The 22,748-nt window shown below is 48.4% G+C and carries 24 protein-coding genes and 1 tRNA gene; 10 read left to right on the top strand and 15 right to left on the bottom strand.

What is annotated here, in order from left to right; translation table 11 throughout:
• Window positions 1-51 precede the first annotated feature (51 nt).
• The 3 genes from acpP to gpmI form a co-directional block, all read right to left on the bottom strand.
• Window positions 52-282 (bottom strand): acyl carrier protein, encoded by a 231-nt coding sequence (acpP, locus tag AC5SLM_RS11790; RefSeq protein WP_495251160.1) that lies wholly within the window; start codon window positions 280-282, stop codon window positions 52-54.
• A 64-nt stretch (window positions 283-346) separates the two neighbouring features.
• Window positions 347-1,090 carry a 3-oxoacyl-ACP reductase FabG gene (gene fabG, locus AC5SLM_RS11785; RefSeq protein WP_495251159.1) on the bottom strand — a complete coding sequence of 248 codons (744 nt, stop codon included), beginning with the start codon at window positions 1,088-1,090 and terminating at the stop codon, window positions 347-349.
• Window positions 1,091-1,104: 14 nt separating this feature from the next.
• Window positions 1,105-2,580: a 2,3-bisphosphoglycerate-independent phosphoglycerate mutase gene (gene gpmI / locus AC5SLM_RS11780; protein ID WP_495251158.1), complete on the bottom strand. Its 1,476-nt coding sequence runs from the start codon at window positions 2,578-2,580 to the stop codon at window positions 1,105-1,107.
• An 88-nt stretch (window positions 2,581-2,668) separates the two neighbouring features.
• Between gpmI and mraY the strand changes: the two genes are divergently transcribed.
• From mraY to AC5SLM_RS11765, 3 genes are all read left to right on the top strand, one after another.
• The gene (mraY, locus tag AC5SLM_RS11775; RefSeq protein WP_495251157.1) at window positions 2,669-3,733 is read left to right on the top strand and encodes a phospho-N-acetylmuramoyl-pentapeptide-transferase; all 1,065 of its coding nucleotides are present in this window, start codon (window positions 2,669-2,671) and stop codon (window positions 3,731-3,733) included.
• Window positions 3,730-4,920, top strand: coding sequence for a UDP-N-acetylmuramoyl-L-alanine--D-glutamate ligase (murD, locus tag AC5SLM_RS11770; RefSeq protein WP_495251156.1), 1,191 nt, complete (start codon window positions 3,730-3,732; stop codon window positions 4,918-4,920). Before mraY ends, murD begins: the two co-directional genes overlap by 4 nt.
• Before the next feature lie 48 nt (window positions 4,921-4,968).
• Window positions 4,969-5,044 (top strand) — tRNA-Phe (locus tag AC5SLM_RS11765).
• 49 nt (window positions 5,045-5,093) lie between these two features.
• Here the strand turns inward: AC5SLM_RS11765 and AC5SLM_RS11760 are convergent.
• Both AC5SLM_RS11760 and ciaB read right to left on the bottom strand, forming a co-directional pair.
• The gene (locus AC5SLM_RS11760) at window positions 5,094-6,887 is read right to left on the bottom strand and encodes a GGDEF domain-containing protein (RefSeq protein WP_495251155.1); all 1,794 of its coding nucleotides are present in this window, start codon (window positions 6,885-6,887) and stop codon (window positions 5,094-5,096) included.
• A 51-nt stretch (window positions 6,888-6,938) separates the two neighbouring features.
• Window positions 6,939-8,789, bottom strand: coding sequence for an invasion protein CiaB (gene ciaB, locus AC5SLM_RS11755; protein ID WP_495251154.1), 1,851 nt, complete (start codon window positions 8,787-8,789; stop codon window positions 6,939-6,941).
• A gap of 64 nt (window positions 8,790-8,853) precedes the next feature.
• Here ciaB and AC5SLM_RS11750 point away from each other — a divergent pair, with 64 nt between their 5' ends.
• A complete protein-coding gene (locus AC5SLM_RS11750; RefSeq protein ID WP_495251153.1) occupies window positions 8,854-9,978 on the top strand; it encodes a hypothetical protein in 1,125 nt (374 codons plus the stop codon).
• On the opposite strand, the gene AC5SLM_RS11745 is transcribed toward AC5SLM_RS11750, so the two are convergent.
• The 4 genes from AC5SLM_RS11745 to olsF all read right to left on the bottom strand — a co-directional run bounded on the left by AC5SLM_RS11745 (window position 9,975) and on the right by olsF (window position 15,303).
• Window positions 9,975-10,316, bottom strand: a complete 342-nt coding sequence (locus AC5SLM_RS11745) for a MerR family transcriptional regulator (RefSeq protein WP_495251152.1) — start codon at window positions 10,314-10,316, stop codon at window positions 9,975-9,977. The genes AC5SLM_RS11750 and AC5SLM_RS11745 overlap by 4 nt on opposite strands.
• Window positions 10,317-10,349: 33 nt before the next feature.
• Window positions 10,350-11,645, bottom strand: a complete 1,296-nt coding sequence (locus tag AC5SLM_RS11740) for an AAA family ATPase (protein ID WP_495251151.1) — start codon at window positions 11,643-11,645, stop codon at window positions 10,350-10,352.
• A 109-nt stretch (window positions 11,646-11,754) separates the two neighbouring features.
• Entirely contained in the window at window positions 11,755-13,518 is a 1,764-nt protein-coding gene (locus AC5SLM_RS11735) for a diguanylate cyclase domain-containing protein (RefSeq protein WP_495251150.1), read from the bottom strand.
• Between the two features lie 63 nt (window positions 13,519-13,581).
• A complete protein-coding gene (olsF, locus tag AC5SLM_RS11730) occupies window positions 13,582-15,303 on the bottom strand; it encodes a bifunctional ornithine lipid synthase OlsF (protein ID WP_495251149.1) in 1,722 nt (573 codons plus the stop codon).
• 138 nt (window positions 15,304-15,441) lie between these two features.
• Here olsF and AC5SLM_RS11725 point away from each other — a divergent pair, with 138 nt between their 5' ends.
• From AC5SLM_RS11725 to AC5SLM_RS11710, 4 genes are read left to right on the top strand one after another with little or no spacing between them, the layout of a single operon-like run.
• Complete coding sequence (locus AC5SLM_RS11725; RefSeq protein ID WP_495251148.1) at window positions 15,442-16,110, top strand: phosphate signaling complex PhoU family protein; 669 nt, start codon at window positions 15,442-15,444, stop codon at window positions 16,108-16,110.
• A gap of 8 nt (window positions 16,111-16,118) precedes the next feature.
• Complete coding sequence (locus tag AC5SLM_RS11720; RefSeq protein ID WP_495251147.1) at window positions 16,119-16,790, top strand: response regulator transcription factor; 672 nt, start codon at window positions 16,119-16,121, stop codon at window positions 16,788-16,790.
• A complete protein-coding gene (locus AC5SLM_RS11715; RefSeq protein WP_495251146.1) occupies window positions 16,784-18,175 on the top strand; it encodes a HAMP domain-containing sensor histidine kinase in 1,392 nt (463 codons plus the stop codon). The genes AC5SLM_RS11720 and AC5SLM_RS11715 overlap by 7 nt, the downstream gene beginning before the upstream one ends.
• A 40-nt stretch (window positions 18,176-18,215) precedes the next feature.
• Window positions 18,216-18,668, top strand: coding sequence for an acyl-CoA thioesterase (locus AC5SLM_RS11710; RefSeq protein ID WP_495251145.1), 453 nt, complete (start codon window positions 18,216-18,218; stop codon window positions 18,666-18,668).
• Here the strand turns inward: AC5SLM_RS11710 and AC5SLM_RS11705 are convergent.
• Complete coding sequence (locus AC5SLM_RS11705; RefSeq protein WP_495251144.1) at window positions 18,665-19,312, bottom strand: ferritin family protein; 648 nt, start codon at window positions 19,310-19,312, stop codon at window positions 18,665-18,667. The two genes, AC5SLM_RS11710 and AC5SLM_RS11705, sit on opposite strands and share 4 nt — an antisense overlap.
• 75 nt (window positions 19,313-19,387) lie before the next feature.
• Here AC5SLM_RS11705 and AC5SLM_RS11700 point away from each other — a divergent pair, with 75 nt between their 5' ends.
• Window positions 19,388-19,729 carry a TraR/DksA C4-type zinc finger protein gene (locus AC5SLM_RS11700; protein WP_495251143.1) on the top strand — a complete coding sequence of 114 codons (342 nt, stop codon included), beginning with the start codon at window positions 19,388-19,390 and terminating at the stop codon, window positions 19,727-19,729.
• On the opposite strand, the gene AC5SLM_RS11695 is transcribed toward AC5SLM_RS11700, so the two are convergent.
• The 4 genes from AC5SLM_RS11695 to AC5SLM_RS11680 form a co-directional block, all read right to left on the bottom strand.
• Window positions 19,721-20,275, bottom strand: coding sequence for a transglycosylase SLT domain-containing protein (locus AC5SLM_RS11695; protein ID WP_495251142.1), 555 nt, complete (start codon window positions 20,273-20,275; stop codon window positions 19,721-19,723). The two genes, AC5SLM_RS11700 and AC5SLM_RS11695, sit on opposite strands and share 9 nt — an antisense overlap.
• Before the next feature lie 88 nt (window positions 20,276-20,363).
• Window positions 20,364-21,068: a dUTPase gene (gene dut / locus AC5SLM_RS11690; protein ID WP_495251141.1), complete on the bottom strand. Its 705-nt coding sequence runs from the start codon at window positions 21,066-21,068 to the stop codon at window positions 20,364-20,366.
• Window positions 21,046-21,189 carry a hypothetical protein gene (locus AC5SLM_RS11685; protein ID WP_495251140.1) on the bottom strand — a complete coding sequence of 48 codons (144 nt, stop codon included), beginning with the start codon at window positions 21,187-21,189 and terminating at the stop codon, window positions 21,046-21,048. Before AC5SLM_RS11685 ends, dut begins: the two co-directional genes overlap by 23 nt.
• 54 nt (window positions 21,190-21,243) lie before the next feature.
• The gene (locus AC5SLM_RS11680; protein WP_495251139.1) at window positions 21,244-21,756 is read right to left on the bottom strand and encodes an ATP/GTP-binding protein; all 513 of its coding nucleotides are present in this window, start codon (window positions 21,754-21,756) and stop codon (window positions 21,244-21,246) included.
• Window positions 21,757-21,867: 111 nt separating this feature from the next.
• Here AC5SLM_RS11680 and AC5SLM_RS11675 point away from each other — a divergent pair, with 111 nt between their 5' ends.
• Window positions 21,868-22,242 (top strand): DUF1294 domain-containing protein, encoded by a 375-nt coding sequence (locus tag AC5SLM_RS11675; protein WP_495251138.1) that lies wholly within the window; start codon window positions 21,868-21,870, stop codon window positions 22,240-22,242.
• On the opposite strand, the gene luxS is transcribed toward AC5SLM_RS11675, so the two are convergent.
• Window positions 22,231-22,731: an S-ribosylhomocysteine lyase gene (gene luxS, locus AC5SLM_RS11670; protein ID WP_495251137.1), complete on the bottom strand. Its 501-nt coding sequence runs from the start codon at window positions 22,729-22,731 to the stop codon at window positions 22,231-22,233. The genes AC5SLM_RS11675 and luxS overlap by 12 nt on opposite strands.
• Window positions 22,732-22,748: the final 17 nt, after the last annotated feature.

Here is a 22,748-nt window from a genome sequence, read left to right as displayed (position 1 = left end):
TCCTTAAACGAGGGGTTAGGGGGAATGCCCGCAAAGCGGGCCAAATATAGACTACTTGTTGTCTTCGATGTATTTTAGCGCATCACCAACGGTGATAATTTTCTCAGCGTCTGCATCAGGAATTTCAATATCAAACTTTTCTTCCAAAGCCATTACCAACTCAACAACATCCAGTGAGTCTGCGCCCAAGTCTTCAACAAACTTAGATTCTGATTTCACTTCATCCGGGTTAACATTTAATTGCTCAACAACTACTTCTTTGACTTCGTCAAGTAGTGCCATAGGGGACTCCTTAAAAAATTTTGCCTAATTCTATCAAAAAAACCTTAAAAGCCGTGCATTTTCCTTACATGTACATGCCGCCATTGACCTTAAGTACCTCACCTGTTACATAGGACGCATGGTCGCTGAGCAAAAAGGCAACCGCTTGGGCGATATCGCTAGGTTCGCCAAAACGCTTCAAGGGAATTTTCGCCGTATAGGCTTCTTTAATCTCTTGAGGCAATTTGTCTGTCATTTCGGTGGCGATAAATCCTGGAGTGACCGTGTTGTAGCGAATATTGCGCGCCGCGCCCTCTTGGGCGAAACTTTTGGTCATGGCAATCATCCCGCCTTTAGAAGCGGCGTAATTTACCTGCCCCGCATTGCCCGTTTCACCTACGATAGAGGCAATGTTAACCACCGCACCAAAGCGTTTTTTGCTCATCACCTTGAGTGCTTCGCGGCATCCAACAAAGGCAGAAGTTAGGTTTGCCTCTACCACTGAGGTAAACTCTTCTGTTTTCATACGCATAGCCAATTTGTCATTGGTAATGCCCGCGTTATTGACCAAATAAGCCAATTCCCCGTCGGCTTCGATAATGGTTTTAATGGCCTCCACATACGCTTCTTCGTTGGTCACATCAAACCCAATCACCGCCGCCCTTCCGCCTGCTTCTTCGATCTGAGCCTTGAGCGCGTCGGCAATCTCAGGCTTAGAGCGGTAGTTAATCCACACCTTAAGTCCCTGTGTGGCCAATTCTTTCGCGATTGCCTCGCCGATTCCTTTGCTTGCACCTGTAACAAGTACGTTAGTTCCAGTAAAACGCATGTTTCTCCTTTAGGTTAAATCAATGCCTCGTCCATCTCTTGAGGGATGGGGAGGTTCATGAGTGTTAAAATTGTGGGCGCAATGTTGCTCAAGCCCCCTGCCCTAACCTCGTGCACACCTTGGGCCATCACAAAACAATACACATCAAACAAGGTGTGGTTTGTCAAGCGCTCGCCCGAAGCATCTTGCATGGCTTCGCAATTGCCATGGTCACTTGTTAAGACAAGGTTATACCCTTTTTCTTGGGCCTTTTTGACAATCTTTTCCAATTGCGCGTCCACTGCTTCGACTGCCTTGATGGCCGCTTCAAAATTTCCCGTGTGGCCCACCATGTCGCCATTGGCAAAATTGACCACAATAAAATCATACGCTGCGTCCATGGCACTCAACACCGCCCCTGTGACTTCGGAAGCATTCATTTGGGGTTGCAAGTCGTATGTGGTGACCTTTGGGCTTGGAATAAGCACGCGCGTTTCGTTCTCTACAGGCTCTTCCACGCCCCCGTTTAAAAAGAACGTGACATGGGCGTACTTTTCGGTCTCGGCGGTGTGAAATTGCGAAAGGCCTGCCCTAGCAATCACTTGACTTAGGGTGTGCAAAGGGGCGGAGGCTTCAAACATCACAGGAAAAGGAAAGGTATTGTCGTATTGGGTCATCGTCGCAATATGCAAGGGTACAAAGGAGCGTGGAAATTCGTGAAAAGCTTCCACGCCCATCGCACGCACAAGCTCACGCATGCGGTCGTTGCGGAAATTGATGAAGATCACCCCATCGCCCTCCTTCATCCCTTCGTAGCCCTGAAAAGCCGTTGGCTCGATAAATTCATCGCTAATGCCCTCAGCATACATGCGTTCCATGTAGTGGCTAGGAGTTTCTCCTGTTTTGGGTTGCGCACTAACCATGGCGCGGTACGCTGCTTCGACCCGCTCCCAACGGTTGTCTCTGTCCATGGCATAAAAGCGTCCACTGAGCGACGCGATGGCCTCTTGGTGGGTCGCTTCAAGCCCTTTGACAAAACCAAGTCCTGAACTAGGGCTCACATCGCGGCCATCTGTGATGGGGTGAAGCCACACTTTTTTGCCTTGGCCGATGGCCAAATCTGCCACACCCAAAAAGTGCTCAAGGTGCGAATGCACCCCACCATCGCTTAAGAGTCCCACCACATGTATTGTATTGCAACGCTTAAAGAGCTCTACTAGCGCGGGATTTTTTTTAAGGGAACCATCCCCCAACGCCATGGAGATTTTCACCAAGTTTTGGTACAAAATCCGACCACTGCCAATGGTCATGTGTCCCACTTCGCTGTTGCCCATTTGCCCTTCTGGCAACCCCACTGCTAAGCCACTTGTGCGAATCAGTGCGTGAGGAACGGTTTCAAAAAGTGCCTCGTAGGTTGGTTTTGAAGCGGCAGCAAAGGCGTTAAAATCGGTGTTTTCGTTATGGCCAATGCCATCAGTAATCACTAAAATCGTTTTATGAGAGTGGTGCATTCATCCGTCTTTCGTGTTTTAAGGTTTTAAGCAAGAGTATACTAAACTGTTGCTTTTAAAAACCAAAATCACCCCTTTCAGGATCCACATGTTTTACTGGCTCTATGACAACTACTCCATTCATTTATTGCAATACATCACCGTGCGTGCAGGGCTCGCCTTCTTTTTATCCTTTACATGTACCGTCATCGTGCTGCCCCAATTTATCCGCTGGGCCAAGCGTCGCAAGGCCAACCAACCCATCTACGACTTAGCGCCAAAAACCCATCAAAAAAAATCCAACACCCCCACCATGGGCGGACTTTTTTTCCTCCTCACCGCCACCTTTGCTATCTTTTTATGTGCGCGCCTTGACAACGGTTTTGTCCTGGCTTCCCTCGTGTGCATCTTGGGTTTTGGTGCCATTGGCATTAAAGACGACAGCGCAAAAATCATCGGAAACAGCAACCAAAGCGGCCTTTCCCCAAAAACCAAACTCGCCTTACAAAGCCTCGTTGCGCTCATTGTCGCCGCGCTTACCTTATACGGCACAGGCATTCCTACGGATTTTTACCTCCCTTTTTACAAGTTCCCCTTGTTTGATTTAGGGTGGATGAGCTTGCTCTTTTGGATGCTTGTCATGGTCTCTTCTTCCAATGCTGTGAACCTCACCGACGGCCTTGATGGCCTTGCCACCGTGCCTTCCATCTTTTCCATGCTCACCCTTGGCGTGTTTATTTACCTTAGCGGCCACGCAGTCTTGGGCGGGTATTTGCTTTTGCCAAAGGTGATGGGCTCGGGCGAAGTGGTCATCGTTGCCACCGCGCTCATCGGGGCGCTCATGGGCTTTTTGTGGTACAACTGCTACCCTGCGGAAGTCTTTATGGGCGACACAGGAAGCCTTAGCATTGGGGCCATCATTGGCTACATGGCCATCATCTCTAAAAACGAATTGCTGTTGCTGCTCATCGGATTTGTGTTTGTCCTTGAAACCGTCTCGGTCATCTTGCAAGTGGGAAGCTTTAAAACCCGCAAAAAACGCATCTTTCTCATGGCGCCTATACACCACCATTTTGAGATGAAAGGGTGGGCGGAAAACAAAATCATCGTGCGCTTTTGGATTATCGCGTTACTCTCCAACCTCATCGCCCTTACGGCTCTTAAACTGCGATGAAACGCTCGCTTTTTGGTTATGGCAAGACCACGCAAGCGTTGGCCAAAAGCGGTGGTTGGGATATTTACGACGATAGCTTTACATGTAAAGAAACGGACGTTTATGGCAATGCCTTGCTTCCCCCTTCTGCTTTTGACCCTGTGCAAAGCACCCTTGAAATCCCAAGTCCTGGGTTCCCCCCAACCCACGCGCTGATTCAAAACGCCTTACATGTAACAAGCGAATACGACTATTTTGCCCCCACCATGCCCTTGTCCGTGTGGATTAGTGGCACCAACGGCAAAACCACCACCACCCAAATGCTAGGCCATTTGCTCAAAGACAAAGGTGCACTAACCGGTGGCAACATCGGCACCCCTTTGGCCGAGCTTCCTAGCGATGCGCCCTTGTGGGTGTTAGAAACCAGCTCTTTTACCTTGCATTACACCACGCAAGCTCGCCCTGATGTGTACGTGTTGCTTCCCATTAAACCCGACCACCTCAGTTGGCACGGCAGCATGGAAGCGTACGAAGCGGCCAAACTCAAGCCCCTTGCGCTGATGTGCGAGGGTTCTGTTGCCATCTTGCCCTCGCATTATGCGGCGACGCCCACCAACGCCCACATCATTTCCTACGAGACCTCTTTGGATCTCATGGGGTTTTTGGGTCTTGAAACATTGGCCATTCAAGAACCTTTCTTAATGGACGCCTTGCTTGCCCTCGTGGTGCAACGGGTGTTGTTTGGCACCATCACGCCACACGCCTTTGAGACCTTTGTCCTAGACCCCCACAAGCTCCAAGAACTCCATGACGCCAAAGGCCGCTTGTGGGTCAATGACACCAAAGGCACCAACCTCGACGCCACCATCGAAGCCCTCAAACGCTACGCCCATAGGCCAATTGAGATTATTTTGGGCGGGGACGATAAGGGCGTGGAGTTAATGCGGCTTTTTGAAGCCATGAAACCGTTACATGTAAGGATTTACGCCATCGGGGCAAACACGGATAAACTCCTTGCCCTAGCGCACACTTTTGGCCTTGACGCGCACGCGTGCCACACCCTTGAGCGGGCGGTGAGCGCCATTGACGCAGTGCTTACTGCCGATGGCGTAGGGCTTCTTTCCCCTGCCGCGGCAAGCCTTGACCAGTTTCGCTCCTACGTAGAACGAGGGGAGTTGTTTATGGAATATGTCAACGCCCTAAAATAAGCTCATCTTAAAGTTTAGAAGGTATAATTTCACTTCTTCATTTTAGGTGGCTGGATAGCTCAGTCGGTAGAGCAGCAGACTGAAAATCTGCGTGTCGGCGGTTCGATTCCGCCTCCAGCCACCACCTCTTTAAAAACCCCCTAATTTTCAGCCTTTTCTTTGCACTTTTTCACTTAAACAGCATTTTCTCCAAAATGCCCTCGCGAAAAGAGCGTGGCGGGCACCACGGCGCCACCGATGCACGCTTTGGCACTTTTTTTCAAATCCGCATAACACCATGTAATGGCCTCTTCATCCACCGTGTCTCCCTCGCGCACGTGCACCATCAGCATTGCCGCGCTCACACTGATGAGGCTAAATTTGCGCTCTTGGTCGTGGCGGTCTTTGGCTAAGATATAGCCTTTTTCACGGTCTTCTTTGGAATAAAAACTCTGGGCATCAAAGCCAAATTTTTCGACAATATTGTGCACTTCCTCCACCGCTTGTTCAAATCCGCTCTCCACGCGCCACCCCAAGAAAAAATCATCCCCACCAATGTGCCCCGCTAGGGCATCAAAGCCTAGTTTGTTGGAGATTTTTTTGATGATGTCTGCTAAGAGTTTAATGACGCGGTCGCCGTTGCGAAATCCGTAATGGTCGTTAAAAGGTTTAAAATTGTCCAAATCAAAATAGACAAGCGCCCAAGTGCCTGGTTTAATAAGGGCCGTGCTAATGTACTCGCTAATGGCACGGTTACCCAGCAAGCCCGTCAGGGGGCTTTGGTCGCGGGCATTGAGAAGGTTTTTTTCGTTCACCACATCCAACAACACCTTCGCACTCAAATACCCCACATACACGCCATTTTGGGCCACAAGCACCCCTTCGCTTCCTTCGTTGTGGGCATAAATACGCAAAATCTTTTCCAGTGGGTCGTTTAGCTCCACACTTGGGCAAGGGGAAATGAGGTTTTTCAAGGACCCTTTGGTTTGATTTTGAAGCAGCGACCATCCAAAGGGCGAATAGGTGTATTCTTTTAAACTCTCTTCCAAAATCACCCCGCGCGGCGCCAAGTCATCCCCCACCACGGGCAATAGTCTGGCTTGTTTGTGTTTGGTGAAAAACTCTTGCATCGCGTGCAAACTGTCGCTTTCTTTGACACAATCTAGCCGTTCTATTTTACCTCCAATCCCATTGCTCACTAGCGCATCGCGTTTTTCTTTTTCGTATAAGGCCTCTACCTCCCCATAACGTCGCAACAAGCGTTCGATTTTCTTGCTCGGCTTGGCAATGAAAAACCCCTGAATCAAACTGCACCCAAGGTTTCTACATGTAAGGAAATCTTCGCGGGTTTCCACCCCTTCTGCAATCACCCCAATCCCCAAACTCTGAGCAATCTCAATGATGCTTTGCACAAACAAGCGGCGCTTGGAACTGCTGGCAATCCCGTCCACAAAAAAGCGGTCAATCTTAATGAAATCTGGCTCGGCATTGTAAAGGGTCTGTAGCCCCGAATACCCCACGCCAAAGTCATCTATCGCCATGCGGTAGCCTTGCTGTTTGTAGATATTCATGGTCAAATGGTCGATGGTCACAAAAGAGCGGTCTTGGTGTTTTTCGGAAAGTTCAAAGCAAATGGACTCTTTGCTAAGGCCGCACGCTTCTAGCAACGGGGCTGTCATGCCCGATTTAAACCCTGGCATCATGGTGGTGCGGTTGTCAAGGTTATAAAAAAGCTTGATTTCGTGGTAAAAAGGAATGCGGGTAAATTTTTTAAAAGCAATCAAACGCAGTTCTAACTCTAATTCAAACAAAACATGCTCATTGTACGCCGTATCAAAAAGCGCATCAATGCTCTCAAAGCCCGCTTCTTGGACGTTGCGAATAAGCGCTTCCACCGCGTAAACATGCCCACTGTACGCATTGACAATGGGCTGAAACGCGTAATCTACAACATCCAAAAGCTTGCGCCATTTTTTATCAAAATTCATGGTACCAACCCGTTTTTTGGTACATTTTATCCTGAAATGGTCACAGGCTGATTACATCCAATCGGCGCGGTCTTCCTCCGTGTCAATGGTGCGTCCTTTGAGGCAATAAAGCGCCCAATAATACTCCACAAAATCCCGCACGGCTTTGGCTTTGGGCACAAACACGCCCGTCTCATCAAGCACCACGTAGCGGTGTAAAAACTCTCCCGCCAAGCGCTTGGCAACATAATGCTCGCCCAAAGCTTGGTAGCACGCTTGGTACCACTCCTTTGCTGCTGCGTAGTGTTCCATCCTTACATGTAAGGCTCCATCAAAGTGCAATACACCGCTTTCAAAAAGCCCGTGCAAGTGCATCAACCCTTCGCAATAATACGGCTGCACTTCAGGGGTTTTCATCCACCCAATAAGCCCCACCGAACGCTTGATGGTATCCCGCAACAACGGCGCGCGCAAGGCTTCTTCGTCTTCGTCAAAAAAAGCGACAAGCCCCCCAAGGGTGGCTTTAAATTCTTCGATGTTTTTAAACATCCCATCCCCGTTCATCAGCGTTTCGGTTGTCTCATCCATCCACAGCACATGGCCAAACTCATGGCCAATCGTACTCACCTCATACACCCGGTGCCACAGGGCTTCTTGGTGAAACATGACCGTGCGCTCTTCGTGCATAAACGCCTTGCCAAGCACATCACGGTGAATCTCCAAAAAGGGCTTGGCGCGCGCGCTATCTAGCACGTTATCCGCAAAGGCAAAAATCTTTTTGCCCAAAGCTTGGCTCACGGCCTCATCGTTGGGCACCACTTGGGCGGAAAACAGCCCGTTTAGCTCCGCTCCATAAAACAAGGCAGGTCGCCCCAAATACAACTGCACCCGCTCCAAATTGGCCAGACTTTTTTCGTAAATGCCCTGAGTGCTCGGTGTCAAAAAAGGGGCAAAAGCACGCGCGTACATACGCTTCACCGCAGCCTTCACCTTCACCTCGCGCAAGGCCTTGGGGTTGCACAAGCGCACGTCCCATTCTAGGGCCACGGCTTTTTTATAGTGGTCTTCGTAGTATTCCAAAGGGTGTCCCACTTGCAGCGGCGTCGTAATGTGCATCCACGCCCGATCCACGTTTCGCCACAAGGCGATAAGGTGGGCATTGTCGGTTTCCGCAAAGGCAAGGCACAGGGCTTCAAAATAGCTTAGCCACGCCTCTTTTTGGTCAAATAAGGTATCCTCCAACCCCTCAAGGTCTTCGATTAACCCCTCCAGTGCCTCCACCACCACGGCTACTTCTTCGGGGAAAGCTTTGGCATACGCAAGGCTCTCATACCCCCCTTCCCCGTCCTCTACCAACACCGAATAAGAACGGTCCGCGTCCCCTTCGCCATCTTTTTCCAACAACCCTTTTTGGGCAAGCATCGCCACCACCGCGCCTGTAGTGCCGTAGCGTTTTTTAAGCCGTTCATTGACCCCTTCAATAATCACGCGCGTCCAACGGGGCTGCCACGCACTCAGCGCCACACCCACCTCATGCACGCCCCACAACAAACGGCGGTAAAAAGGGTCAAACAATGCATTGTCTTCTACAAAATACAACACCGCTTCGTGGCGGGCATGGTACAACTGGCGCACCACCTCATACATGGCGTGTTTTGCTTGGGTGATGGCTTCCTCGCTTTTGCCTTCTTGCACCAACGCTTGCACCAAGCTCTCATCCCGCAGGCCCACAACCCGACCTAGCACCGCGACAATATTTTCCGTCCTTGGCTCTAACCCTGCAACCTTAAGGAATTGTTGGCACAAGGCCTTTTCCTCTTCACTTCCACCACCCTCAGCTACGGCATACAATTGCCCCAAACGTTGGTGTTCTTTTGTAATGTACATGTAAAGGGTTTCTAAATCTTTTTCGTAGTCTTTCACATCTCGTCCTTTTTAAATATCTTGCTATAATAACGCACTACACTAAATGGGTCAAGGAAACGACGTGGACGACAAAAACACTGCCATCAACGCTTACATTACGCGCGCGTTGCTTGAGGCAAGCCTAACCCTCGCAAAAGAAGAAAAGCAGACCATTTGCCTTGCAAAACTCTCCATGGATATTGACTTAGAAGACGCCTTTTCTTTCAAAAATGCCCTTGGTTTTCTCCACATCCAAACAGCCATGAGCCCCTTGTTGCACCAAGGGGATGGGGTGTTTTTAATTGTCTTGCATGACACAAAAATCCACTATGCCAAAACGCTTTTTGGTACCATTAAACGAGAAATCGAAGCAAGGTACCCCGGCCTTATTCAGGCTGTTGGCATCACCCTCCTAGATGCGGAAGATTCTATTGCGAGTTTACTAAAACGCGTAGATTCGCACTTTGTCCTCTCGAAAGTCTCCCCCCAAAAAAAGATTTTTTGCGGCACCAAAGCCTTTAATTTTTACGAAAACAAGCACGGCAAGGATGCCCTGCCGCCTATCTTTAAAAACCGCCCGCACCTCAAACTTCACAACCTTTACAAGGGCATTCCCATCACAGAAAATTCCCTTATTGTTGCATACAACGAGGGCAGGTTGATTATAGAAGTCGAAAAAACAAAGCTACCTTTTTACCAAAATGAATCTTTCACCCACCTTCAACACGACCTCATCCCCAACATCCTCCGTGCTTCCATTGCCAAAATCGATACCAAAGCATCTTTGCTAGTGCTCAATAATTTAGAATTTTTGGAAACCTCCGCATTTGAACGAAGTGGGGTGCGTGTGGAACCTGAACGCAAGATTTATGCCAGTGCCTTGCATGCGCAAAAACGCGTCTGTGAAGGGGAGCTTGGAACGATTTCAGAGGGGTCTATCGTCATCAAAACCACCCAAGCGCAGATTGGCCGTCTTTTACAAGCGGGCGTAGGAAATGATTTTTTAGAGGTCACCTTTCAACTTCCCACGCAAAAAAACCTCATCACCACCATCAAAACAAAGGCTTCGGTATTTAATGTGATTAATGAAAAAATCATCCTCACTCTCCACCTCTCTCCTGTGGCCAAAACCAAGGTACGCAACTACCTTGCTATGCAAACCGAATCCCTCATTGCAAGCTTTAAACACACCCTCAAAAAAGGTTAAAAATCTTCAAATTCGCCCTCAATCTCTTTGGGCGATACCCGCTCAATAAGCTCTTCCACAGAGCTTAAGAGGGCATCTTTTTGCTCTCCGTCTAGGTGGTCATTAAGCAGTTCTAACACAAACCGAACCCCATTGGCATTAACCTTTTTAAAACTCGCCAAGTAATGCACAAAGGCAATCATCCGCAAATCGTTAATCGAATAGAGTTTTTTTCCATGCTCATGCACAGGCAGCAGCCCTTTTTCTTCATACATCCGCAAGGTACGTAGTTTTGCGCTGAGCATTTGAGCCACGCTACTTAAGGGAATAATCGGTTTATCTGAATCAATCAATGCCATGCATCGTCTCCTGTGTGGTACCTCTTAAAATTTTTACGAATCCTCACTGAGCCCTGAGGCCGCCGAAACCCCTTTAAAAGGAAGGATGCGGATGGTTTTTGGCAAGGAAGAAGGGGGTGGTAGATTTGGGTTTTGAAGCACAGGCACTAGCGCATCTGTTTGCACTGGTGCCTCCTTTTCAACTTCCACCACAGTGCTTTGCACCTCTTGCACTTGAACTTCTATTTGAACTTCTACATGTAAAGGTTCCGCCGGAGCTTCGCCAAGGACTTGGGGGTCAAGCTTGGGCACAACAAGGGGCGCACTAGCTTCTTCTTTGGGTGAGACGATGGGCTTGGGCACTTCTACATGTAAAGGGGCTACTGGCGTACTGGCGCGTGATTGAGAGGAAGGAGGAAGCAGCACTGCGTGGACATAATACCACACAATTCCACCCCCCACAAGCATAAATACAGCAGCTGTAACAGCCCTTCCCATGCCCCCGCTCTTACGCCGCGCCTCGTGCAAAAGTTGGTCAAAATCGTCCGTATTAAGTTCTGAAGCGAGCACGCGAGCCCGAATGGAAGCCATCCTCAAAAGAACCAAAGAGGGCTTTAAAAACTCTTTTTTCTGATGGGTTTGGGCGTAATCAAGCAACAAAAACAGGTGGTAAAAACATTTTTTAAAATTGCGAAAATTACCCTTGCTGTAGCGCCACGCTTCCGCCACAAGGCGCTTGCTAAGGAGAGCCTCCACGTCAAAAAATCCTACCGAATGCAACTCTTTTGTAAGGTAGGGCATACACTCAGCAGGCTGCAAGTCTCCCAAATAAATCACCTGATGGGGGCGTGAGTGAAAATGGGCCAAGGAGAGCATCTCTTCTCCTTCTTTCTTATGAATAGCAATCAAAAAATAAAACACCTTGCTGTCGCTTAAAATCCTCACAAATTCTCGCAACTGTGTGCTCATAAGTTGGGCTTCATCAAGCATAATGAGGTGGTCTACGCCCGCATAAGCTTGCACCGCTTGGAGCCGCAGGGCCTCCACGTCATTTGAATCAACCACCACCCCTTTGCACGAAAGAAGCCGTTGGAGCAGTTGAGCTGGGGTTAAAAATGGGTTTTCTATCAAGACACACAAACGCTTTTTTTCGTACAAGCGTTTCAAGTGGTGGAGCATAAAGCTTTTGCCGCTTCCTGGTTCACCTAGCAAAAACATCATCTGAGGAAAGGCAGTCTCAAGGAGAGTTTGCACCCGTTTTAGTGCATAAATACCACTTTGCGCTTCAAAATAATTGCCCTCTTTTGTGTTTTCTTCAAGCACCCGCGCTGCGCTTAGCCACTGCGACATCCTCTAACCCCTTCCATCACGCACACGAACTCCAAAAAAAGAGTAAGGGTGCACTAAAATGTCATGATTGTAACATGTTTTTGATTGAAAACCTTTGACGGACACTGGGCTAAGAGGAGGCACGGCCATACTTTTGCGCATACATAGCATTGTCCGCATAACGGTACAGCTCCATGCGAGTTGTACCATTTAAAGGGTAAAAAGCAACCCCTGCGCAACACGAAATCAAGAGGGTGTGCCCCGAAAGCTCAAAGGGCTTGCACAGGGTTTGGCGAATTTTTTTCGCCACCAATTCCACATCCTCTGGACGCGCCGCTAAGGGCAACAACACCACATACTCATCACCTCCCACGCGCGCCACCGTGTCGGATGCGCGTAGCAACGCCTTGATGCGTTTGGCTACAGCCACAAGCAGTGCATCACCGATTTCATGGCCGTAGGTATCGTTGACGGGTTTAAAGTGGTTTAAATCCACAAAAATCACCCCAAAAGAGTCTCCCCTGCGCTTGGCGGAGAGCAATACCGTGTCTAAGCGGTCATCTAAAAGCCAGCGGTTGGGCAGTCCTGTGAGTTGGTCGTATTGGGCCATGTGCTGCATAAATTCTTCTTTTTTGACCCGCTCCGTGATGTCCACGACAAAATTTAGCGTCGCGGGTTTTTCATGCCACACAATCAACGCACCGCTAATTTCCACCCAAATCAGCTCCTTTTCCTTGGTCATGATGCGCACAGGGTAGCGCTGTTCTGGAGCTTCACCTGCAAGACGTTTGTGGTGGTTTTCCATGGCGCGCGCCTTGTCTTTTTCATGCAAATACGCATCAATAGGGATGTTTTCAATCTCTTCCCACGTGTACCCTACAATTTCTAAAAAAGAGGGGTTAGAATAGACAATTTTACCCTCTTGTGCCACCACGATGCCCTCGCGCGCCCCTTCAATCAGCGCTTGGTAACTTTGCTGGCTTTGGCGCAAAGCAGCTTCAATCTCTTTTTGCTCTTGAAGTTGGGTGGCAAGTTGGGTGGCAAGTTGGGTCAGTTTTGCATTGGTGCGCCGTTGTGCCCAAAGCCACACTGTTGCAACTGAAAACAAAAGCCCAAAGCCCACAAGCACCTTGATAACCAAGCCATAATCTGCCTTATTTCCCACCACGATAGCCACGTGTTTATTGGCAATTTCACGTACTTCTTGAGGCTTTAGGGTGGCAATGCCCGCATCAAGCTCATCCCGCAACGCTTCTTTTCCTTTGCCCACTCCGATGCGAAAATGGTTGGCGTATTGGGGGACTTCGCCAGCAACTTTGAGGTTAAACCAACCCTCTTTTTTGATGGTGTACACCCCAAGCATTAAAGACCGCAAGGTCATGTCTGCCTCACCTGAAGCCACCAAGGCAAAGGCTTCTTTTTCAGAAGTCGTAGGGATGATGCGCAGGTTGGGAAAATCTTGACGCACCCGCTCTTCAATGCTTGTTCCCGCAGGTAACGCCATCTTAGCGTGTGTAAAGGCGGAGAGATCGGGGATATATTCGTGAGATTCGCGGGTGATGATGACGTTGGGGTCGGTAAAATAAGGCGCTGTGAACACAAGCCACTCTTCCCGCGCAGGGGTTTGGTTTAAAAACGCCAACGCGTCACACTTTCCCGCTTGGGAAAAGGCAAGGCTCTCTTCCCAATCTTTGGTTGGCACAATGGTGTAAGCCACCCCAGCACGCTGCGCCACTAGTCCAAACAGCTCCGCCCCAATTCCTACAAACTCCCCCTCAGAAGTCAGTACTTCATAGGGTGGCCAATCGGGGTCTACGCACACACGCAAGGGCTCTCTTGCCTCGCCAACCACACAGCACAATGCTAGGAAAAACAGAGCCCATCGTCTTTTCACCGTGCCACCTTGTGGAAATTTTTCTTAATTGTAGCACCATTTTCACAAGGAGGGCAATATTTCTCAGCGCAGAACGTCTCCACCCATGTAGCGTTCTTTTTTGGCCTGCTTAATCTTTGCAATCTCTACGACAATAAACCCGTCCAAACAATCCCCAAAATGGGTATCCACGTTGAACCCAACAAACTGGCATCCGCCCTCTTCGCACAATTCGCTGTACTGTTTGTACAAGGTAGGCACGCTTAAATCCATAGCCTGAAGCAGGCGCTTTAAGCGTCCAAAATCTTCTTTGTACTCTTTACATGTAAAGGATTTTTCCACTACTTCTTTTTCATCGCGTTTTAAAACAAAAGGGGTCTTAGGCCGCGCATATTCCTTAAAGGCAGGAAAATAAAAACTGTAAAAAAAGACCATCATCTCTTGGGCCACCCGTGGGTATGTTTTACTCAAACTCACCGGGCCAAACATATACTTCACTTCGGGGTGTGCACGTAAATACGCCCCCACGCCCTGCCACAAATAATCCAAGGCACGCGAGCCCCAGTAGCGCGGCTGTACAAAACTGCGCCCTAGTTCGATGCCCTCTTTGGCGATGGGCTCAAAGGCAGGCGTGTACTCAAACAAGGTGTTGGCATAAAACCCTTTAAACCCTTTTTCCATGAGCTTTGCCCCCTCCCCAATGCGGTACGCCCCCGCCACTTCCAACTCTTCCTCGTCCCATAAAATAATGTGCCGGTACGAAAGGTCAAAGGTGTCAATGTCGCGCTTGTCGCCCGTGCCCTCTTCCACCATACGAAAGGTCATCTCCCGCAAGCGCCCTACTTCGCGCATGAGGGCAGATTCCACAAAGGCATCAAACAGGTAAATCTGTTTACCATCACTCGTTTTTCCCAAAAGTTGCGCTTTTTTTAACTCCTTGCGCAAGCGCGAACGCTCCTCCGGGTGCGCGATGCACGATTCGGTTTTAAATACGCCCCGTTTGCCCTTTCCCACACTGTAGAGGTGTTTTTTAAGCAGTTGCAAGGTTTGCTTATCGTCAATGGGGTTTTCCTTGAGCACCTTATGGGGAATCTTTTCCCCCACCCGAAAACTCACCACACCCCCACGTTTGGTGAACATCTCATGGGGTAAAAGCAGTGCAGCCAAGGGTTTGCTGATCATCGAAACGGTGTAAAACAACGAAGAATTGCGCGCTTTAATAAACACGGGCACCAAAGGCGACTGGGTTTTCTTGGCAATCTTCAAAAACCCTTTTTGCCACTTGGTATCTTTCACGCCCGTAGGCCGTGCGCGAGACACCTCTCCTGAGGGGAAAATAATCAAGGCATTTTCTTCTTCAAGGGCACCGTAAATGGCCTTGATATGCTCCTTTGTAGAGCGTCCGCCTAGCGCGTCCACAGGGATAAGCAAGGAAGCAAGCTGGTCGATGTGCGAGAGGAGTTCGTTGGCGACTATTTTCACATCAGAACGCACTTCACGCACAAGCATGAGCAAGGAAAGGGCATCTAGCGCGCCAAGGGGATGGTTGGCGATGAGAATTACCCGACCCGAGACGGGGATGTTCAGTTTTTCTTTGTTAGACACCGTGTAGGAGACATTAAAGTACTCCAATACCGCCTCAATAAAATCAAACCCTTCCAGATGCCCAATCCGCTCCAATTGCCGGTTCACCTCGTCTTGGTGAAATAGTTTCTTAAGCCCATAGATGATAGGCTTTGAAATCCATTTAGGTAAGGAATTCACCCGCGAAGATCGGGACTGAATAAGCGCATTAACGTCTAGCATATAAACCGCCTTACTAGCAAAGTTGGAGCATTATAACGGTGAGCCATTACGAAGCGATAACCCATTTTTCCCCTTGTAATCACCCTGTAATCTTTTTTCTTTATCATTTGGGCTTTATCACGCCATAAGGATTCACCCATGCTACCTAAACACGATCAAAAGCTACAAGAAATTCGAGAACTCCTTGTTGACCTAGGCCAAGACCTCATCACTGCTGCTGAAAAAGCCCTTCATGGGATTCAAACGGGCGATATAACCCGCTTTGAAGCAGCCCGCTTGATGCTAAAAAACAGTGGGTCTAAGGGCAACCACATCGACAACCAAATCGTCACTTCACTCGCCCTTTTTGGCGCTGAAGCAACAGATTTGCGCGAATTGGTCGCCTACCTTAAAGTCACCAATGAAATGGTACGCATCAGTGAAAACATCAAAGCCTTTTCCAAACGCATCCATCCCCTCATGGAAAGCGGTGCTTGCTTCCAAAGTTGCCAAGAATACGGCGCGCACTTGTGCAAAAGCGCCACTGCGGCTATCACCATCACCATGAAAGCCTTTGAAACCAACCAAAAAGAAGAAATCGAAGCCATTTACCGCAAGGTGCAAGTCGAAGAGAGTAAAACCGATGACCTCTACGCCATCTTAGAAAAAAATATCCTCTCAGAACTGAGCAAACTCAATGAATTTAACTCCAGCCACATCCAAATCCTCAGTACCATGCGCAAGCTTGAGCGCATTGCTGATCGGTCAGTCAACATTTCCAAACTCTTGATGTTTGCCAAAATTGGCGGGGAATTAGACGTTTATTAGGAGCGGGCATGGGGGAAACTATCTTAATCATCGAAGACGAGACCGATTTGCTAGAGCTCATGGAATACCACTTCCAAAAAGCAGGGTTTGAAACAGCAGGATTTCTCTCCACCAAAAACGTCGAAAAGTTTTTAGAAGAAGAGCGGGTGGATGCGATGATTGTGGACCGCAACTTGCCAGGAGCCGAGGGGAGTGAATTTGTCGAAAAACTCCGCCAAAAAGGGATCAACGCTCCTGTTATTTTTGTCACGGCCAAGGATAGCGACACCAACATTGAAGAAGGGTTTTTGCGGGGTGGGGACGATTACCTCACCAAGCCTTTTAACATGAACGAACTGCTTTTGCGGATTCGCGCTATCTTAAAACGGGCAGGAAGCACACCTGCAAGCACCCTCATTCACCGCGACATCACCCTTAACCTCGACACCCGAGAGGTGCTTGTAGGGCGTGTTAGTGTAGAGCTTACCAAACTAGAATTTGACCTTTTGCACACCCTCATTACCCACAAGCACAGCGTTTTAAACCGCGAATTTTTACTAGAAAAAGTCTGGGAAGAAGAAGCCTTTTACCAAGATAAAACCGTTAATGTCGCCATTAACCGTTTGAAAAAAAAGATTGACCCCGAGAAGGAAAAAAACTACATCAAATCCATCTGGGGCGTAGGCTACACCTTGTGCTAACCCTCCATCAGCATTTCAACACACGGCTTGTTGGGCTTTTTTTAGGAGGCCTTGTTCTTGCCACCTTGGTGAGCTACTTTTCACTCAAAGAGATTCAACTCCAAGAGTTTGAAAAAACCCTCAAGTCCCACATCAACCTCATCGAGCTCCAACTTCCTTTTTCTTCCCATGCAGAAACCCTAGACGTCTTTGCCCACAGCATTAAACGGGGTATCCACAAACGCGTTACGCTCATTAGTATAGACGGTGTTGTATTGGCTGAGAGCGACCGCAAAGACATCGAGGGCATGGACAACCACCGCTACCGCCCCGAAGTCATCCAAGCCCTAAGGGAGCCCTTTGGTGTCAACATTCGCTACTCCGATTCTGTCAATAATGACTTTTTGTATGTTGCCAAGGTGGTCAACTACCTTGGTACGCCCCTCATTATACGTCTGGGCATGAGCACCCAAGAGATTCGGGAAAACTTTTTATCCTTGTGGCTCAAAAGTGCCCTTATTTTTCTCACCGTGCTTCTTTTTGGCTTTTTGATTTCCTATTTTATCCACCGGCGCATTCGCCATGAACTTTTAAAACTCAGCCAAGGCCTTCATGCCATTGCCAACAAAGAGTACAAGGTGCACATTAACGCGGGTTTTGCCAAGGAGTTTAAAGAGATTTCTGAACGTGTCCATCTTTTGGCCAGCAAACTCTCCAAACGCGACAAGCAAAAACGCAAACACACCGCCAAACTTCGGCTTTTAAGCAAGCAACGCAGCGACATCATCGCCGCAGTGGGGCATGAGTTTAAAAACCCCATTGCTTCCATCATGGGGTATGCTCAAACCCTCCTTGAAGATGCAAGCATGGACCAGGAGATTCGGGAGCGTTTTTTAGGCAAGATTGTCTCCAACGGCCAAAAGATTAACACTATGATTAACCGCCTCTCCCTAGCCACCAAACTGGAAAACGGAGACCTTTCCCCTACCTTTGCCCCTTTTGACTTAGGCAAACTCACCGGCGAAGTGACCGCCTCTTTTGCTAGCCGCTACCCAAACCGCACCTTCGTGACACACCTAGGAACCGCCCATGTAAGCGGTGATGCAACAATGATTGAAATGGTCCTTAACAACCTTTTAGATAACGCACTTAAATACTCAGAAAACAAAATCTACGTTGAAGTGGTGGGTAAAACATGTAAGGTGCGTGATGAGGGTGAGGGCATCCCTCCTGAAGAAATTCCCAACATCACCAAAAAGTTTTACCGCACCAATCGCTACTCGTGGGACAATTCCATGGGATTGGGACTCGCCCTTGTGAATTACATTTTGAAACTTCACGAGAGCGAATTGGTGATTGAAAGTGTCATGGGCGAGGGTTCAACCTTTTCTTTCACCCTCCCCTAAGCCCCCAAACATGCTATAATCCCCTCCAAAAAGGAGCACCATGTACGGAATGGGCGAACCCCGCATCAAGATTGTCGCCATGCCAAAAGACACCAACCCTTCAGGCAATATTTTTGGCGGGTGGATTATGTCACAGATTGACATCGCAGGGGCCTTGGCCACGAGAGAACTTGGGGCAGAGCGGGTGGTTACCGTTGCGGTAAATTCCATGACCTTTAAAGAACCTGTACGTGTAGGGGATGTGTTGTCTTGTTATGCAAAAATAATGAAAGCGGGCACCACCTCCATCCAAACGCAAGTTGAAGTGGTAGCAGAACGCACCAGTGAACATGGCCAAACTTGTGTGCATGTCACTAGCGCAGTGATTACCTATGTGAGTGTGGATAAAGAAGGGAGTAAAAAACCCTTACATGTAAGCCAAAAACAGCGGGAAGCCTTAGATTTAGACCACCCGCTAGATACCTCAGTCTTTAACAAAGGTTATGGGATTTAGCCTAAAAATTCCCGCTTAAAGTACTCTTTTCCCACGCGGCACAAGGGACAGGCTGCGGGGGCTTTTTTGCCACGGTGTACGTGTCCGCACACTTCGCATACCCACACGTCGTCTTCTTCGCTTTCAAAAAACCCTTCTTCATCAAGCATTTTTCGAAGCTCCAAATACTCGCGCTCGTGCTCCACTTCCACCTTGCCAATGGCTCTAAAAAGACGCGCCACAGCACTATGGCCTTCTTCTTTAGCGATGGCTTCAAAGTCTGGATACATGGTCTCATGCTCGTACCGTTCCCCGTCTGCTGCGTAGAGAAGGTTTTTAGCGGTGGTGTCGAGTTCAAAGCCATGAACCATTTTATTGGCTTCTTTGTACTCTGCCCTAGCGTGCCACATTTCATTGACCGCAGCTTCTCTAAAATGCACGGCGATACGGTGCAAGCCTTCTTCTTCGGCCATGTCGGCAAACAAATCGTACTTATTACGCGCCATGGATTCGCCCGCAAAGGCTTTCATGAGATTAACCGCGGTAAGGTTCGTGGTCACACACGCCATGGCTTCGTTACAACAGGTTAGTGTTCCCCCGCCCACGTGTTGCACTTCTATTTCATTGCCACATTTATTGCATTTGTAAGTTTCGTATTGTCGCATTAACGCTCCTTAAAGACAAGATGGGATATTGTAACGCAAAGAAAAGTACAAAACGCTTACATGTAGGGAGAAATCATGGACCAAGGACAAAAAGGTATCCCGGGAAGACGCATTAAAAGAACAAAAGAAGAGCTCTCGTTGGAAGAAAGGCTCTCGTCTGATTGTTCTTTTATTTCCCTGTCACCTAGCATGCGCTCTAATTTGGCCGAAATCATGGAAAAAAGAATCCTCGAAGAGTCCATTTTGCGCGAAGCCAAAGACCCACATGCCGAACAAGCGATAGAGCACGAAGGCCGTAGGCTATGTCGCATGTGCAAAGAACCCATCGCCTTTGAGCGCCTAGCACTGATGCCCGGATCCACCTTGTGTACTGCCTGTGCTAACAGCGCATCGCAACACCCTGACCCGTTAGTTTAAGTCGTCCATCAACTGGGTTTCTTTGCCAATAAGCTTCATGTTTGCCATGACGCGTTGGTAATAAGGGTGGTTGTTGTTGCCGCCATTGTAGCGGCTAACCGTGCGAAAATAGTCTTTCGTGTAGTCATTAAGCCACACCAAAAACTGCACGGCCACTTCCACGTTAAAGCGGTCATCGCCCAAGAGGCGATTGACCAATTTGACATCGCTCATCTCTTGAATCTCGCGTAAGTTTAGCTTATCTGCAATAAACCGTGCTGTTTGAAGACGCACCTGCATAATTCCTAAAGACGCATTAAAAATATTGGGGTCTTTACCAATGTCACCAATTTTAAAAACCCCTGCGCTTGTCTCAGTGAGGCAAATCGCCATGGCGGTTTTTTCAAAGGTTTCACCCTGTTTGTTTGGGTAGTTAGAAGCAATTTCTTTGACCATTTCAAGGGTTTGAACTTGAGACGGTTTGATAATCGAAGCAGTCGCACATTGCGCGGTTAAAAATACAACCCCGACCATCCAGAAAAAGCGTGCAAGGGCACTGTTTCTCATGGAAGTCCTTTTAAAAAGGACGGATTATACCTAGAAAAAGTTAATGGAAGTTTAATTTAAGTTAAACGAAAGAGAGAGAAGCGCTCAATTAAGAGGTGAGCGCTTTTTCGTAACGTTTCTTAAGGGCATCGTAGGTTTCAGGAATACTCATCTGTGCGCTAGAGAGGATTTCGATCATCACTTCGTTATCTTCCTTGCCATTCCATGTTTTCACATAGGTGCCTTCCTTGTAACCGTGGTCTTGGCGAAAGCGGTTGAGGACATTTTTAGCCACGTAAAAACGGTACAACTCTGCAAGGTTGACTCCACATTTTAAAGAGAGGTCAAAATACTCTTTCAAGAGGCCATCAAACAAGTTGCTATCAAATCCCGTGTTCATGTGAATGAGCGATTCGATGTCATTGATGATTTCAAGGAAGTTAAATCCCGTGGGGTCATACGCTTCTTTGCAAAAATCTCGAAACCCTTGGGTGTTGGTCACATCTTCCACCAACTGCGCGATGCCGCCTTTTTCTTGTGCATGGTAATGCTCCAATAGCAGACTCATGACAAAATGCCAAATGTCCACCACTTCGACTTTAACGTTATCCCAATCGGTAGGATGGGCGATGTTTTTCCAGTGTTTCCAAGGGAAACTGTCAATAAGCTCAGCGCATTCCATGTGGATGCAGCGTTTCCAGCTAATAAGCTTGCCGTGTTTGTTGTAGCCGTTTTCCCAGCCTTTTCCGTTGGTTTCATCGTTGAGGGTTTGCTGAAGGGTAAACATTTCTTCAAGCAGAAGTTGGGGTGTCATCGTCGTCCTTTTTAGAAGCACCAGAAACAAAATGCGCCAGTAGCTTGGTTACGACGATTCCCCCTGCAAACACCAACATTCCTAGCAGAAAAAATTTCGCAATACCTAGCACTAAATCCATTACTTCTCTTTTTTTAAGGGGGCATTATACCACACAAGTGGCAACCGTTTGATTTCAGGCGTACAGGGAAAAACTCTCCAATTGCTCCAATAACTTTTCAAAAAGCTTTTGGGTACTCTCAAGGATTTTTTCCTGAGGAGAAAATTTCGCCAACCCTTCATCAAAGGCTTTTAAGAGGCCATTTTGCAAGAACCCTTTGGTGTTTTCATCCTTGGGCGTGGGGAGGTCTTGACGCAGAGAAAAGGCTTCGTTGAGGATTTCTCTTGGGCTTGGAATGCCGCTATCTTGGACGTTTTGAATGTACGCGTCAATGCGCGGTTGCAGGGCTTTTAGGGCTTCATCAATCTCACGTTGGTCGTTCGCATCGATGCCATTTCCTTCGTACGAAAACGCGTAACCGTAGGCGTGGGAGAGGGAAAATTCTTGCACCGAAAGGCCGTCTTTGGTGTAGCTTTGATAAGTCATCTCTTTGTTGTCGTACAAAGAAAGGGACAAGGTATCCCCAGAGCTGGTTTTGATGTTAAAGCTGAGGTTATTGTAAGCTGCTTGGGCGTTTTGGATTTGCATGGAAACTCCTTTTGGGGTAAATCGGCCAAAGGGTTTACATGTAAAGGGGGTTTACATGTAAAAGAGGCAAAGCTTCTGTGTTACAATAGACCTTTTCTATAAGGAGGCACCATGTGTTGTCTGGGAATGCGTTTGCTGGTCTTGTTTGGACTTACAGGGTTGAGTTTTTTGCTAAATTGGGCGTATCCCGTGCTGCCTGTGTTGGCATGGTACGCGCTGCAAGCGACGGTCTTTGCCTTCATTCTCATGGGCGTTGATGCCCTTGCGGCACGCCATGAACGCACGCGCGTTCCTGAAGCCTTGCTCTACTATGTCGCGGCTATTGGCGGGTTTTTGGGCACGTGGCTTGGCGTGATGGCGTTTAGGCACAAGAAGGCAAAAAAGATTTTTGTGGGGATTTTAACAGGGATTAGCTTCTTGTGGATTGCGTTTATCTGGTGGATAGGAACCCACAAAGAAGCGATTTTTACGTTTCTAAACCTTTGAGAGGTCAAGCTTGAGCGCTGCGTTATCCATCACTCCAATCCCTTGCTCTAACACTTTAGTGGCAATCGCTTTGGCGTCTTCCAAAGAGTGCATGGTGTAGGTGCCACACTGGTAAAGATTGAGCTCAGGAATCTCTTTTTGGCTCTTTACATGTAAGACATCTTTCATGGACGCTTCCCACGCTTTCACCACCGCATCTTCTTTAGGACTGCCAATGACGCTCATGTAAAACCCTGTGCGGCATCCCATAGGCGAAAGGTCGATGATTTCCGCTTGGGCGGAGTTGAGGTGGTTGCGCATAAAGCCCGCAAAAAGGTGCTCTAGGGTGTGAATGCCCTCGCCGCTCATGATGTCGTGATTGGGTTTACAAAAGCGCAAATCGTACACGGTAATGGTGTCGCCGCTTGGGGTTTTCATGCTCTTAGCGAGGCGCACAGCAGGGGCTGGCATCTTGACGTGGTCAACGGTAAAACTGTCTAAAAGGGGCATAGGTTTTCCTTTACTAC

The organism is Sulfurospirillum sp. HTRB-L1 (assembly GCF_059415125.1).
Note: the sequence above shows the minus strand (reverse complement) of the source record. Positions and strands in the feature narration are given on the sequence as shown.